Genomic DNA, 15,472 nt, shown 5'->3' with positions numbered 1-15,472 from the left:
ACGGCTGATATTCCTCCTGCAAAGATACGCATTTGGCCCTCGCGAATCAACGTATAATTCACGATCAGTCAAAAAGTGGTTCAGTCTTTGCAGACCGGACACAACTGGTTGAGCTAATACCTGCCGTACCTGGTACGGCGTTTTCTCTGGGCTGGTGGAGCAATCAGGCTTATTTTCCGAGTATAACAATGTCCTCATCAGTAATCGGGGGAAGTGCATAAGAATGCTGTTTGGATCTGGAGCCTTCACCCTGTGCTCTGGGCGGGTAATATTTTTCTTTTTCCACCGGGAAGGGCTCAAAAGTTTCATCCAGCGTCGCACGGATCTCACTTAAAGTTTTATCCAGGTTGGCATTAAAGTCCGGTCTTTTACGTTTGGTATGGCCCAGTTCGATCAGACGCAGGAAAACCCGGTTAGCAATCGTTATGAGTTCCTGGGGCACATCTTTATTTTGTGGCAAGGTCGCATCAGGATTCTCAATGCAGTATCTGACCAGCGCTGCGTAAAAGCAGAACGGTTTGTTTTGCATCAGGATAGCCCGGCCGTCTGCGCCGTTGCCGATACATTTCGTGTTCAGATCGATAACCAGTTTAGGTTGGGGTGGTGGCGGTGCTTCTTCTTTCGCAGATTTACGCTTACTTCTGGCCCGCGGTTTGTAGCCAATTAACACCGGAGCAGCAATCAAAGCCGCCAGAATGGCCAGCGGATGGATATGCACCGAAAAGTATAGCGGGGTAAGACTCAAACCAATGTCGATATTTTGTTCTGCGGTGGATAATGTGAATGTGGCGGTTTCAACCGTTTCTTCCACCGGTTCTGCAGTGGCAGTAACGTGCTGGATTTCACTGATTGTAAGGGGGTAAGACTGCTCCGCCAGAGTTGCATTAATGCGGCGCATATAATGACGGACCGCGGCATCATTCACCGGTGTTTTCAGTGTTTCATTGCCCACATCCAGATAGGCGAGATCAAGACTTATCCGTCGTTCCACATTATCAATAGCCTGGTGACGGTTAAGCCAGGCACCGGCAAACTGACCCGTGAAAATACAGCTTTGAAACAGAGCAAATAGTCCCAGCGCGGCTGCCGCTGTTCGTCCCCACTGAGAGGCTGTCATTTCACTGAGCGTTTGCATTTACACAAGGCTCCTTCAGTTCTACCTGCTGATAGTATTTTTTATTTTGTGCGGCAGAAATGGCCTGAATCACGTTTTGCACGGCGCATTTTAAATCTGTGTTGCGGGTCTGCATTTTCAGGTACCAGCGCATGCCTTTTACACTGTTTTCAAGCGGTGTGATATAAGTGCGCGACAGGATTTCGCCGTCATTTTTATCCCAGTAGGATGAAATAATATCGACGTCACCGGAAAGCAACGCTCTGCGCATCTCTTTGTGAGAGCTGTAATAATGCAGCTCTACATTATTCGGATTCAAATCTAGAGTTTTCAGTACCTTCTTAGGCACAATATGGCCTGAGCGGCTGCTCGGATAATCCAGTATGCCAATACGCTTGCCCAGTAAATACTCTTTAGATAGCACCGGTTTTTCCTTTAAAGCGATAAAGTAGGCTGCATAGTCCTGATGGGAGGCAACTTCTTCGTAGCCATAAATCTCACTGGCACCAAAGGCACTGACAACATTGTTCTTTACGAGGGCAAGATCACTTACGCCGTGGTTGATGTAGCGGTATGTATCGTAGTCATTTTGTCCCACCGTAATTCTCACATTACCAAACTGACGCTTAATCACCGGGTTCTGACAGAAAGCTTTCAGCGCACTTTCTGAGAAGGTTTGCTCTGTCAGATAGATGTCGAAATCGTCTGCATTAGACGAAAATCGGTCCTCGCAGCTCAAAACCTGACCAGTTTGCGGCGCAACTAAGGGCAGATTTCTAAATTTTTGAAAAAAACCTGTGGCAAGGCAGCATGCAGCAATAAGCACGACGATGATGACCCTGTATTGTTTCAAAAATGAAAAACTGACCACTTGAATAAATTTACGTAGGTTTATTTGTTGGCGCAATTTCACCAGTTAAGCTTATTTAATGCAATAGGTAAGATTATTTTAATCGTGTAAATGTTTGTAATTAAATAACTTTAAATCAATGAAGCTGAATTCAAATAAGCGGTGTTTATCTGAAAAAAATCTGCGTTGAATAGTCGGGCTGGCGATAAGCTGCACGTTCTGAAGTTTTTGCGTAAATTTTCCGGACCATTTGTTCCGGATAATAATAAAAAAATCAGCATGGTCAGTGTGTTAGAAGTTCCTTCGTTTACATTGCTGTCATAAAGCTGACATAAAACTCGCGAAGAATTGCAGCCGTTTCCAGTTAATGCCGGTAGCGCCATTTTCTCTGTTTTGATGTTGCTACCGTTTGTCGATTATGACCAGGGGAAAAGCCAAATCTCCAAAGTGCATGGCTTTTCCCCGGTCAGAATCACAAAAACATACCTGTAAGAAGAATAAGAAGGCAGGTTGTTGCAGCCACAGTGGTCAAATTTGCGGTCACCTGGCGTCAGAAAACTTACCAGCCAACAAGCAATTGTTGGCTGGTTCCTTTCCGTTGTATCAGAGGGAAGTGGCGGTTTATCTGTGAAAAATAAGACTGGATAGTATTTCTTTAGAGTGAATGTTTCTTCCGGGTTAAGTCACCGGATAGTTCGCTCTGAATCGTGATGTGCGTGAAGTTGAAAACGAAAGTGTCATGAACTGTCACATTTCTGAGGTCATGGCCAGTCAGCATCACGGGAAAGTAGTTATCTTGATCCGTTGGACAAAAATAAAAACCCAACGTTCAGAGAGTTTTTAAAAAACGATAGGGAAACACACATGTTCACTAAAAGTAAGTTCAATCGCATTGCGATGGCTGTTGCGCTTTCAGTAGGCGTAGCATCTGCTGCAGTTGCAGCCGAAGGCCAGTCTTCTGCGATGCGTGGTGTAATTTCGGGTCCTCAGGGTAATCCTGCAGCGGGCAGTGTTATTACTATTCTTCACCAGCCTTCCGGTACGGTAAAGGAAGTGACTGTAAATGCTGACGGTCAGTTTTCTGCCCGTGGTCTGCGTGTTGGCGGTCCTTACACAATTATTATCGAGTCTGATAAGTTTCAAAGTGCCGTTATTGAAGATGTCTATCTGGACATCAACGATGCATTCGTTCTTGACCAGGCTCTGGAAGCCCAGGGCGACGTAGAACGTATCACTGTTACCGGTGCACGTGATTTCTTCGCTAATAAAGGTTCAAGCTCAGTGTTCGGTCAGGAACAGCTGAACAAAATGCCTACCTTTAATCGTGATATCAAAGACGTACTGCGTGCTAACCCGCTGGCAGTCGTAGACGGTGACGAACTGTCAGTAGCCGGTTCAAACCCGAAGTACAATGGACTGACAATCGATGGTGTGGGCGTAAACGATACTTTTGGTCTGCAAGGCAATGGTTACCCTACTAACCGTCCGCCAATTTCTCTGGATGCAGTATCTCAGGTCTCTATCGATTACTCTCCGTTCAGTGCCCGTGCCGGTAAATTCGGTGGCGGTAACATCAGCGTAGTCACTAAATCAGGTACTAACGAATTCCACGGTACAGCTTTCATTGAGAATGTTCCATGGACTGGTGATGCGAAAGACAATCGCCTGAATCCGGGCAACGAAATTGAAGTGAGCAACGACGAAGAGTCATACGGCTTTACTGTTGGTGGTCCGATCCTGAAAGACAAATTGTTCTTCTTTGGTGCTTATGAGCATTGGGAAGAAGATGTAGCCTTCGATTATAACCTCAGCAATCTTGAAGCTTCTGGTCATGATGTGACTAATGCCGAAGTGGATCAGGTAGTTAGTATTCTGCAAAATACCTATGGTCTGACTGATTCAATCGGTGGTGCACCAGCGCCAAATGAAGATGAGAAAATCCTGATCAAACTGGACTGGAACATCAACAGCGATCATCGTGCTGATTTCACCTACAGCGACCAGGATACCTCTGAACTGAATGGCTATACCCAATATTCGGACACGGTAAGTCTGTTATCTAATCAATGGACTATGGCACAGACCAACCGCTTCTACACCGGTCACCTGTATTCAGACTGGTCTGCGGATTTCCAGACTGAAGCTTCTTTGTCTTACAAAGAATACAAGCAAGCATCTAACACCAACTCCAACTGGGGTGAAATTAACATTCGTACTGCAGACGGTACCATCGTTGCAGGTCAGGACGAAAACCGTCAGGCCAACGAACTGGCTAACGAAGTCTGGAACTTCGGTCTGCACGCTACCTATCTGGCTGGCGACGTAGAGTACAAGTTCGGTGTTGAAATTGAAGATACCTGGAACTACAACCTGTACGGTCGTGACTCTGCCGGTACCTGGACCTTCGACAGCATTGAAGACTTTGAGAACAAAGCGCCTTCTTATGTTGAATACTCCAATGCCTACACCAACAACGTGCAAGATATTGCCTACGACGTAAGCAGCACTCAGTACTCATTGTACGGTGATGCGACCTTCGAACTGTTTGATGATTTTGAAGTGACTGCCGGTCTGCGTTATGAGTATCTGACAATTGACGATACGCCACAGGAAAACGCTAACTTCGTAAATACTTACGGCTTCTCTAACACAGAGAACATGGACGGCTTCAACATCTTCCTGCCGCGTGTAAGCTTTAACTACGACGTCACTGAAAATCTGACTATCCGTGGTGGTATTGGCCGCTTTACCGGTGGTATGCCTCTGGTTTGGGTATCCAATGCTTATACCAACGATGGTGTGACTAAAGACGGCGCGACATCTTCTTCCATCGATGCATCAGAAGTTGATTTCACTACTGTACCGGCATCTCTGCAGGCTGAGCTTGCGCAAGGCGCTGGTAGCACTAACCAGATCGATCCTGATTTCGAACTGCCTTCAGACTGGCGTTATAACATCGCCGCTGATTACACCTTTGATATTCCGGGTGTAGGCGAAGACTTCGCGTGGACTACTGAGTTTACCTATACTGATAAGCAAAACGCAGCATACTGGGTTGACCTGTCCCGCGTAGACAATGGCAGACGTACTGCTGATGGCGGTCGTATTATCTGGGACAGCGTGTATGACGGTACTGAGTACGAAGGTAACTATGATCTTCAACTGACTAACTCAGACGATGGCGGTCGTAATATTCTGCTGACTACCATGCTGAACAAATCATGGGATAACGGTATCAAGTGGAGCGCAGCTTACACTTACACTGATATCACTGAAGCAAACCCGGGTACCAGCTCTACCGCTGAGTCTAACTACCAGTACGAAGTGGGTGTTAACCGTAACGTTCCTATGGTTGGAACTGCTTACTACGAGATTAAGCATCGTCTGGTTATGACTTTAGGCTACGATCACGAGTTCTTCAGTGGTTACAACACTAACGTAACTATGTTCTTTGAACGTCGTTCAGGCCGTCCTTTCTCCTGGACTCTGGGCGCGTACAACGATGTTGGTCTGGGTGATCAGTATACCTTCGCTGGTTCAGATACCTATCTGCCTTATGTACCAACAGGTGCAGATGATCCTGCTGTAGATTGGGCGAACAGTTCTCTGACTTACGAAGAAGTAATGGCATTTGCTGAAGCTGCCGGTATTGCCGGTGCTGCGGGTGGTTATCCTGATAAGTATACTTCTACTCAGCCTTGGGTAACGACAATGGACCTGTCTATTTCTCAGGAAATCCCGGGCTTTGTTGAAGGTCATAAAGGTAAGTTTTACCTGAACATCGACAACTTTGCTAACCTGCTGAACGATGAGTGGGGTCAAACTTATGACCTGTCATATCCGCAGAACCTGCTGTATGACTACGACATCAACGAAAATGGTCAGTACGTTTACGATGAAGCGTATGGCGGTACTAACCTGAGCAACTTCGACTCGTTTGATTCTATTGAGTCAACCTGGCGAATCAAGGTAGGCGTGAAGTACATCTTCTGATAAGAGATGACTAACGGATTATAATAATAATAACCTGACGACAGTCCATTCAGAGCCAGCTTTCTTCCGGATAGCTGGCTTTTTTCTTTATGTTTTTTTCCTCCGCAATATACCTCTTCGATACAAAATCTCTCTTGTAATAAATATGACACAAAATATTGCTTCACTAGGACCGTTTTATGTCAGTAAACCGTAAATTTCTGCTGGATAGCGCAAATAATGTCCAGTAATATTAAACGGGGTCGGCGCATGAAATGCCAAAATTTTCCGGCAAACTGGCTACGTATTTTTTCATTTGTACGGAACCGGCTGGGAAGAGCCATAGATTTGCGTCGAAAACGACAGAAAAAGCATTTTAGTAAAAAAGGATTTTAATCGTTGTCTTGGCAGTTTCAGACCAGTTGGTCTGATTGGCCTATACGCTGTACAGGAACCAACACGGCAAGCTGTTTTTGTCATAAAAGTGTCATCCTGTGTGGGTACTCAGGTCTTAACCGCTCAGCACGATATGCCTGCAGGCATCCTGAATGCGGATAAATTAAAATACTCAAGGGAAAACACACATGAACACACCCGTTAAACTCACGCGCATTGCGCTTGCAGTGGCATTGTCCGTTGGTCTTACCGCTGCAGCCGTTGCACAAGAGACATCGTCATCGATAAAAGGTAGCATTGTTGGTCCTATGGGGAACCCTGCACCTGATACGGTTATCACCCTGAAGCACATCCCAACAGGTGCTGTGAAAACCATCTCTACTAACTCTGCAGGTCAGTTCTCACTGAGTGGTCTGCGTGTTGGTGGTCCATATGAAATTACTGTAGATTCTGATACCTTCAATGACACTAAAGTGTCTGACATCTACCTGACTTTGGGTGAACCACTTAACTTTAATTACCAGCTGGAAGAATCCAGTAACATTGAAGTTATTCAAATCACCGCTTCTCAGCTGGGTGCTGCTGCATTCGGTAAAATGGGACCGTCAGCGAGCTTCGATCTTGAGTCGATGAAAAGTGCGCCGGCTATTAACCGTAACATCACGGATATCATTCGTATTGACCCAAGGGTTTACGTTGACGAAACCCGTGGTGACTCGAACCCTGTTCAGTGTGTGGGTAAATCTAACCGCTTCAACAGCCTGACTGTTGACGGTGTAAAAATGAATGACTCCTTTGGTTTAGGCTCAAACGGTTATCCGACTATCCGTATGCCTTTCTCTTATGACGCATTAAGTCAGGTTACCGTAGAAATTGCACCTTTTGATGTAATCTACTCTGGCTTTACAGGTTGTAATATCAATGCCGTTACGAAGACCGGTACCAACGAAATCCACGGTGGCGCTTTCTACGATTACGGTTCTGATTCTCTGCAAGGTGACTCACTGGAAGGTGATTCTATTGCTTCTCCAAGCTACAGCGATAAGCGTTACGGCTTTAATGTAGGCTTTCCGCTGCTTAAAGATACTGTGTTCGGTTTCGTTTCATATGAAAAGTATGAAGGTTCAAGCATCTTTACCCGTGGCGCAATTGGTTCCGGTGCCATTAATGAAGTTGGCCTGCGTCAGGAAGATCTGGATGAAATCGTCCGTATTTCTAACGAGCTGTACCAGTATGACCCGGGCCCGGTGCCTACCAGCATTCCTGAAGAAGATGAAAAGCTGCTTGTTCGTCTTGACTGGAACATCAATGATGCACACCGTTTAAGCTATACCTACAACTATAACGACGGTAACTTCTTTGCTGAGTCCGATGGTGATCTGGATGAATTTGAACTGCAAAACCACCTGTACGAAGTAGGGACTGAATTACAATCTCACGTACTGTCATTGTACTCTGACTGGAGCGACAAATTCTCTACCGAAATCCGTTACTCTTACCTTGATGTTGATAACCGTCAGAACTCTCTGGAAAACCAGACCGGTGCTGTTGGTGGTATGAACTTCGGTGAAATGCAGATTTACGTTGAGAACCCGGATACCGGTGAAGAAGTTACTGTGTATATCGGTGGTGACGACAGCCGTCAGGCTAACGATTTGAACTACGATGTGACGGGTCTTATTCTTCGTGGTTATTACGCTCTGGATAATGGTCATGACCTGACATTCGGTTACGAGCGCGAAGCCCTCGATGTATTTAACGTGTTCGTTCAGCACACTGAAACAGAAATGCGTTTCTACGGCGGCATTGAAGCATTTGAAGCGGGTTTACCGGGTGCGATTTACTACAACAACGCACCATCCGGCGATCCTAACGATGCAGCTGCGGTTTGGAGCTATGAAATTAACGCACTGTATCTGGAAGACGAGTTTGCCTTTAACGATGACCTGACTCTGACAGTCGGTTTACGTTATGACTGGTACACCACAGATTCAGCGCCGGAAGAAAATGCAGAATTCGTAGAAAGCTACGGTTTCTCTAACAGCGGAACGCTGGATGGCGAAGGTCTGCTGCAGCCACGTATCGGCTTTAATTATTACCTGAACGACAGCACTGAACTACGTGGTGGCTTGGGTCTGTTCTCTGGTGGTAACCCTAACGTTTGGTTATCTAACAACTTCTCAAACAACAACGTATTGCAGTTTGGTGCCCGTGGCCGGGACTACGGTTACACAGACGGCTCACGCTCACTGTTTGACGCAGACGTGGTGTATCTTGGCGTAGAAGACGGTGTACCAGCCGGTCCCGGTTACGGTATCCCATCTGAAATGTTCAATGCCGTTGCTGCAGGTACCGGAGCGAATAACGAAATCAACTATCTTGACCCTGATTTCGAAATTCCGTCAGAGCTTAAAATGGCACTGGGCGTGACTCACCAGACCGAAGACAACTATATCCTTCAGGCCGACCTGTTAGTGTCCCGCACACAAAACCAGGCAATTGTTTTGCGTGGCGATCTGGACCAGGTTGGTACTACAGATGATGGTTATGCCATTTACGAAAGCAACCGTGTTGGTTCTTTTGTACTGACTAACTCTGATGTTGAGTCTACCTCTTACACAGTATCTTTCGGTGTAATGAAGCAGTACGAAAACGGCATCAACCTGGCCGGTGGTTATGCGTATAACCATGCTGAAGACGTTCAGCCTATGACCAGTTCTGTGGCGTTCTCTAACTATCAGTACCGTGCATTTACCTCGCCGAATGAGCAGGTTTCTTCGCTGTCTGATTACAACATTGAACACCGTTTCACGCTGAATGTGAGCTATGACATCGAACTGATTGATGGTTACCCTACAACTCTGGGCGCCTTCGGTCTTATTCAGTCTGGCAAGCCGTACAGCTACACGCTGTCCCGAAACGACTCCAACGGCGTATTCGGCTTTACACCATACCTGGATAGTAACAACGTGCTGCCAGTTGGCGGAGAGCGTAACGGCGAAGACGGTTCATGGTGGAACAAGATTGACCTGCGTTTAACTCAGCAACTGCCGGGTTTCACAGATGGTCACAGTGCCAGTGCATTTATCGTATTTGATAACTTCACTAACTTCCTGAATGACGACTGGGGTGTCGCTGAGCGTGTGCTTTTCAACACTGTTGAAGTCGGTGCCTCAGAACCTGAAGCCCGTATGGGTGATGCGTCTCTGTGGGAAGTACGTGTAGGTGTAAACTACAACTTCTAATCTGACGACAGGTAGCTCAGCTTCTTAACTCAGAAAAAAGCATATAAACCGCCGTTTTTACGGCGGTTTTTTTTAGCTTAAAGAAAAACTACCTCAGCATTTACCCTCCGGCAGTTTCAGCACTGCCATCATCAACATCACCCAGACCTCCGCCCATCACCCGGTAAAGGGTAATGCGGTTGCTTAAGTCAATTAACTGTGTAGAAATCAGCGACTGTTGTGCACTGTACAGGGTTCGTTGTGAGGTGAGGGCATCCTGAAAACTGTTCACGCCATTTTCATAGCGGGCCAGTGACAGGCGGTAACTGTCTGATGCGACATCGACTAAATCCTGCTGCGCGCCAAGCTGACGGGCAATGGTGCCCCGTCTTGCCAGTGCATCTGCCACGTCAGAAAATGCGGTTTGGATGCTGTATTCATAAGCGGCAACCATTTTGTCCCGATTGGCCTTCGCGTAATCAAGTTGCGCATCGTTGGCGCCACCAGTGAATATTGGCACCGATACTGAAGGGATAAGACTCCAGATTGTGGACGCGCCACCGCTAAAAATGTCTGCCAGCACATTACTGGCCAGGCCGCCGGTCGCGGTTAGCGTAACAGACGGGAAGTAGTTTGCCCTGGCGGCACCAATATCTGCATTGGCGGATTTAAGGTTATGCTCAGCGGCAAGTATATCCGGTCTGTTGAGTAAAATGTCGGACGTCAGCCCTGCCGGGATCACGCTAATGAAATCATCGCTCTCCGGCAGACCATCAGGTAACCATTGCTTATCTATGCCACTGCCTGCGAGTAACATGAGCGCATTAATATCCTGTGCGACCTGCGTGGTGTAGCTGGCAATATCTGCCATTGCAGTGTGGTAGGTGGTTTGCGCATCCAGCACATCCACTTTTGAGTCGACGCCCAGCTCATTACGGCGGCGGGTGATCTCCATGGCTTTCTGTGCGTTTTGTGCGGTTTCTTCCGCCAGTTTCAGCAAGCTCTGATCCGACGCCAGCGTCAGCCAGGCATTGGCGGTTTCGGCAATAAGCGTGATCTTTGCCGCTCTGGCTGTTTCCACAGAATAAAGCAAGCTTTGCTTATCAGCTTCGGTTGCGCTCTGATTCTTGCCGAACAAATCAATTTCGTATCCGCTTAGGCCGGCATCAGCTTCATAGCTGGTGCTAACGGAGCCGTCTGACGATTTCGCCCGCGTACCGGTTACACTCGCATTCAACGTAGGAAACAATTCAGCCCGCTGAATGCGGTAGGTGGCTCTTGCTGCCTCTACATCTGCAAGGGTTTGTCGTAAATCGCGGTTGTTATCCAGTGCCGTCTGAATCACTTTCTGCATTCTGCTGTCGGTAATAAACGACTGCCAGGGAAGCTGCAAAATGGCGTCAGCATTCTGCAGCGACGTTTGTTCAACATTCGTTGAATCAGTGTAAGCCTCGCCTGCCGGCCACTCAGAGGGCACCGGTGATGCAGGGCGCTCATAATCCGGCGCCAGGGTTGCGCAGCCGCTCAGCGACAGGGCGACAACGACGGCGCACAGAGATATCTTGCTAAAATGACGTGTAGGTTGCATTGATTACTCCTTATCCGCAGCAGTGTCATAAACGGGCTTTCTGGCCGGAAACGCAGTTCTTACCAGTACGAAAAACATGGGAATGAAGAATATGGCCAGCAAAGTCGCGGTTAGCGTACCGCCCAAGATACCTGTTCCGATGGATATCCGGCTGTTTGCTCCTGCACCCGATGCGATAACAAGGGGGAAAATACCAAAGACAAAGGTAAGCGAGGTCATAATGATCGGGCGCAGACGTTGTGCTGCTGCCTGAATGGCGGCATCCACGGCGCTTTGCCCTTTTTCATAAGCGGCTTCGGCAAACTCAACAATCAGGATGGCATTTTTAGCGGATAACCCGATGGTGGTCAGCAGCGCAACCTGAAAGTAAACATCGTTTTCAAGGCCACGGAAAGTGGCTGCCAGTGCTGCACCAATTAATCCTAGCGGAATAACCAGCATTACCGAGAATGGAATAGACCAGCTTTCGTAAAGTGCTGCCAGTGCCAGAAAGACTACCAGAATAGAAATGGCGTACAGGTAGACAGATTGCCCGCCGGACAGATTTTCCTGATAGGACAATCCGGACCAGGCATAGGTCACCTTGCCGTTACCCACTTCATCTGCAAGGCGCTCCATTTCCGCCATCGCTTCGCCGGAACTGACGCCCGACGCTGCGTTGCCTTGAATCTCATAGGAAGCCAGGCCGTTAAAGCGGCTTAAGGTTTGCGGCATCTGCGACCAGGAAACACTGGAAAAGGCACTGAATGGTGTCATGGTGGTGTTGCCGTCACTGTCAGTACCACGCACGTGCCACTGGCGCAAATCTTCCGGTTTGGCGCTGTAGTTACTGTCGCCCTCAATGTAGACTTTTTTCACCCGGCCGCGGTCAAGAAAATCGTTCACATAAGAACCGGCCCAGGCCGAAGATAAGGTGTCGGCCACATCTGACAAACTTAACCCCATGGCAACCGCTTTCTCGTTATCAATATCGATATCCAGTTGCGGGGTTTCACTTAGCGTACCTTCACGCACACCACTCAGCAGCGGATTGGTGCGGGCTTGTTGTAAAAAAGCATTCTTTATTTCTGTCAGTTCGTCACGGGTTGTGCCCGCTGCTGCCTGCAACTCAAAGGTAAAGCCGTTACTTTGACCGAGACCCTGAATCACCGGCGGCAGCATAGCTATAACACTGCCATCGCGGAGCTCGCTCATCTTCATCATCAGGCGACCGGCAATGTCTGATGCCGATTCACCGTCGCCGGTTCTTTCGTCCCAGTCTTTCAGTGACAGGAAGCCCATACCTGCGTTCTGGCCGCTACCGGAAAAGCTGAAGCCTGAAACTGTAAAGAAGTGATCAACCAGATCCGATTCCTCTTCCTGAATATAAGTCTGAATTTCATCGGCAATGGCGGTGGTACGGGTAATCGATGCACCGGCAGGTAAGTTAAACATCACCATTACATCACCCTGATCTTCTTCTGGCAAAAAGCTGGAAGGGAGTTTCACCATCATCAGGCCCATCACCGCAATAATTACCACATAACCGGCCAGCCAGAATTTAGGGCGCTTAATCGCCGATACCGCACGCAGGTTATATTTGTCGGCAAACTTATCGAACATACGGTTAAACCAGCCGAAAAAGCCCCCTGTCTGACGGCTTGCGCCGGTATCTTTTAGCAGTGATGCACACAGCATTGGGGTTAGCGTTAACGCTACAAATACCGATAACAGCATGGACGAAATCACGGTTACCGAAAACTGACGGTAGATAACGCCGGTTGAACCACTGAAAAAAGCCATAGGCAGGAACACGGCGCAGATCACAATGGATGTACCGATAAGGGCAGAGGTGATCTCTTTCATAGATTGGATCGTGGCATCCCGGGGCGACATCTTTTCCTCTGACATCAACCGTTCCACGTTTTCAATCACTACGATGGAGTCATCTACCAGTAAGCCGATGGACAGCACCAGGCCAAACATGGTCAGGGTATTAATGGAGTAGCCCATTGCGGCCATGATGCCGAATGTACCCAAAAGCACCACGGGCACGGAAATGGTCGGGATAATTGTTGCCCGCCAGTTTTGCAGGAACAACCACATGATCAATACCACCAGAACAATGGCGATGATCAGGGTTTCCACGACTTCCAGAATTGATAACTTGATAAACGGGGTAGCGTCTTTCGGAAACGCCATTTTGTAGTTGTCCGGGAAATTCTTTTCCAGATCACTCAATACCGCTTTAACCCGTTCTGATGTATCCAGCGCATTGGCACCGGGAGCCAGCATAATGGCAATACCGGATGCAGGATGACCGTCGAGACGGGGAACAGCTGTGTACGATTCACTGCCCATTTCAACACGGGCAACCTGAGATAACCGTACATCGGTGCCCTGGCGGTCAGACTTCACAATGATGTTTTTAAAATCGGAAACACTCTGCAGCATGGACTGAGCCGTTACGGTAGCATTCAGCTCCTGCGTATCGGGAGAGGGCATGTCACCGATTTTACCGGCGGGTACCTGCACGTTCTGGGCGCTCAGGGCAGAGGTAATATCTGAGGGCATCAGTTCGTATGCCGCCAGCTTTGCCGGGTCGAGCCATATGCGCATGGCATACTGGGAACCGAATACGTTGATATCACCCACACCTTCAGTACGGGCAATGGTGTCCTGCATATTTGAGGCGATATAATCCGAGATATCGAACTCAGAGTCCTCGTCGGTTTCGTCGTAAACAGCAGCAATAAGCAGCATATCGCTTTGCGATTTGGTTACCGTCACCCCTTCAGATTGCACGGCAGAAGGCAAGCGGGAGTTCACCTGTTGCACTTTATTCTGAACCTGTACCTGCGCGTAATCGGCATCCGTTCCCTGCTCAAATGTCAGCGAGATACTGGCACTGCCGCTGGATGAGCTGGAGGAAGAAAAATATAATAGTCCGTCAAGACCAGTAAGCTGCTGTTCCAGTACCTGCGTGACGCTGTTCTCCACGGTTTGGGCGTCTGCACCGGAATAGTTGGCACTGATGCTCACAGTAGGCGGCGCAATATCAGGGTATTGGGCAATGGGTAAAGAGAGTATGGAAGCGGTTCCCGCCAGCATAATAATAATGGCGACAACCCAGGAGAATACGGGCTTATCTATGAAGAATCGGGCGAACATTACTCATTTCCTTCCTGATTTTTTGCTTTCGGCGCTGCCACTCTGCCATCTTCGTTCAGCGTGACTTCAGTAACGGTGATGTCTGCGCCGTCCTGTAAACCGTCGATGCCTTCCACTATCACTTTTTCACCGGCCTTGATGCCGGACTCAGTCAGCCATTTATTACCGGTGGCTTCCTGTAAGGTCAGCGACCTTTTCACTGCTTTACTCCCTGAAGCTACCCAGGCGAAAGCATTGCCTTTATTGTCAAACTGCACGGCTTGCTGGGGTACAAGAATCGCGTTTTCGTCTACCGCTATGGTGACTTTGGTGCGGATAAACATGCCAGGCATGAGAATGCCGTCCGGATTGGGAAAAGTCGCCCGTAAGGTAATAGAGCCGGTGGCTTCATCAACAGCTACTTCATGCATAGTGAAGGAGCCGGTTTCATCATATTCAGTATTGTTTTCCAGCATGGCGATAACATCACTTGAGCCGGATGTTACGCCCTCACGCTGCATCATGGCACGGCGCTCAAGCACACCTTCGCTGGTTTCTGTCATATCTATATAAATCGGGTCGAGTTTGCGAATGGTGGTTAACGCCGTGTCCTGGCCCTGAGTAAGCAATGCGCCTTCGGTCACATTAGAAATACCGGTACGGCCACTGATGGGTGCAGTAATGCGGGTGAAAGCAAGATTAACGTTGGCAGAGTCCAGTGCCGCCTGCGCTTTCGCCAGTGAGGCCTGAGCAACCAGATAGTCTGCATGGGCGTTATCGGCATCTTGTTGGGAAATGCCTTCTATCTTTAATAAGTTCTGGTAGCGCTCATCAATAAGCCGGGTTGACTCCACAGACGCTTTGGCGCTCACCAAGTCTGCTTTGGCTTCGTTTACGCTGGCGCGATAGGTTGAATCGTCAATCTGATAGAGTAGTTGCCCTTTTTCTACAAAACTGCCTTCTTCAAACAAACGCTGTTCGAGCACGCCGCCGACCTGTGGCCTAATCTGAGCGGTTTGTTGTGCAACAACACGGCCTTGCAGCGTGCGGGTAATCGGGAACGTTTGTGTGGCTATGGTAATTGCACTAACGGCGGTGGCGCGGGGCGCAGAGCTTTGATTTTGTGTTGTGTCACTGCAGGCTGAAAGGGTAAGCAGGCTGGTGAGAACACAGAGGGTGGTGGCGATCTTCATGGCGAT

The 15,472-nt window shown here is 48.3% G+C and carries 7 protein-coding genes; 2 read left to right on the top strand and 5 right to left on the bottom strand.

What is annotated here, in order from left to right; translation table 11 throughout:
- Window positions 1-169: 169 nt before the first annotated feature.
- Window positions 170-1,135 (bottom strand): hypothetical protein, encoded by a 966-nt coding sequence (locus ACXAH4_RS16975; protein ID WP_474852642.1) that lies wholly within the window; start codon window positions 1,133-1,135, stop codon window positions 170-172.
- A complete protein-coding gene (locus ACXAH4_RS16970; protein ID WP_349589436.1) occupies window positions 1,119-1,853 on the bottom strand; it encodes a PhnD/SsuA/transferrin family substrate-binding protein in 735 nt (244 codons plus the stop codon). The genes ACXAH4_RS16975 and ACXAH4_RS16970 overlap by 17 nt, the downstream gene beginning before the upstream one ends.
- Before the next feature lie 975 nt (window positions 1,854-2,828).
- On the opposite strand from ACXAH4_RS16970, the gene ACXAH4_RS16965 reads away from it, so the two are divergent.
- Complete coding sequence (locus ACXAH4_RS16965; RefSeq protein ID WP_474882737.1) at window positions 2,829-5,957, top strand: TonB-dependent receptor; 3,129 nt, start codon at window positions 2,829-2,831, stop codon at window positions 5,955-5,957.
- Between the two features lie 563 nt (window positions 5,958-6,520).
- Complete coding sequence (locus ACXAH4_RS16960) at window positions 6,521-9,577, top strand: TonB-dependent receptor (protein WP_474882736.1); 3,057 nt, start codon at window positions 6,521-6,523, stop codon at window positions 9,575-9,577.
- Between the two features lie 100 nt (window positions 9,578-9,677).
- On the opposite strand, the gene ACXAH4_RS16955 is transcribed toward ACXAH4_RS16960, so the two are convergent.
- From ACXAH4_RS16955 to ACXAH4_RS16945, 3 genes are read right to left on the bottom strand one after another with little or no spacing between them, the layout of a single operon-like run.
- Entirely contained in the window at window positions 9,678-11,144 is a 1,467-nt protein-coding gene (locus tag ACXAH4_RS16955; RefSeq protein WP_474882734.1) for an efflux transporter outer membrane subunit, read from the bottom strand.
- A gap of 3 nt (window positions 11,145-11,147) precedes the next feature.
- Window positions 11,148-14,294 (bottom strand): efflux RND transporter permease subunit, encoded by a 3,147-nt coding sequence (locus ACXAH4_RS16950; RefSeq protein ID WP_474846168.1) that lies wholly within the window; start codon window positions 14,292-14,294, stop codon window positions 11,148-11,150.
- Window positions 14,294-15,466 carry an efflux RND transporter periplasmic adaptor subunit gene (locus ACXAH4_RS16945; RefSeq protein WP_474846166.1) on the bottom strand — a complete coding sequence of 391 codons (1,173 nt, stop codon included), beginning with the start codon at window positions 15,464-15,466 and terminating at the stop codon, window positions 14,294-14,296. The genes ACXAH4_RS16950 and ACXAH4_RS16945 overlap by 1 nt, the downstream gene beginning before the upstream one ends.
- Window positions 15,467-15,472: the final 6 nt, after the last annotated feature.

It is taken from the genome of Alteromonas sp. ABV2_168, assembly GCF_056161165.1.
The sequence above is the reverse complement of the archived record's forward strand: the minus strand, read 5'-3'. Positions and strand labels throughout refer to the sequence as shown.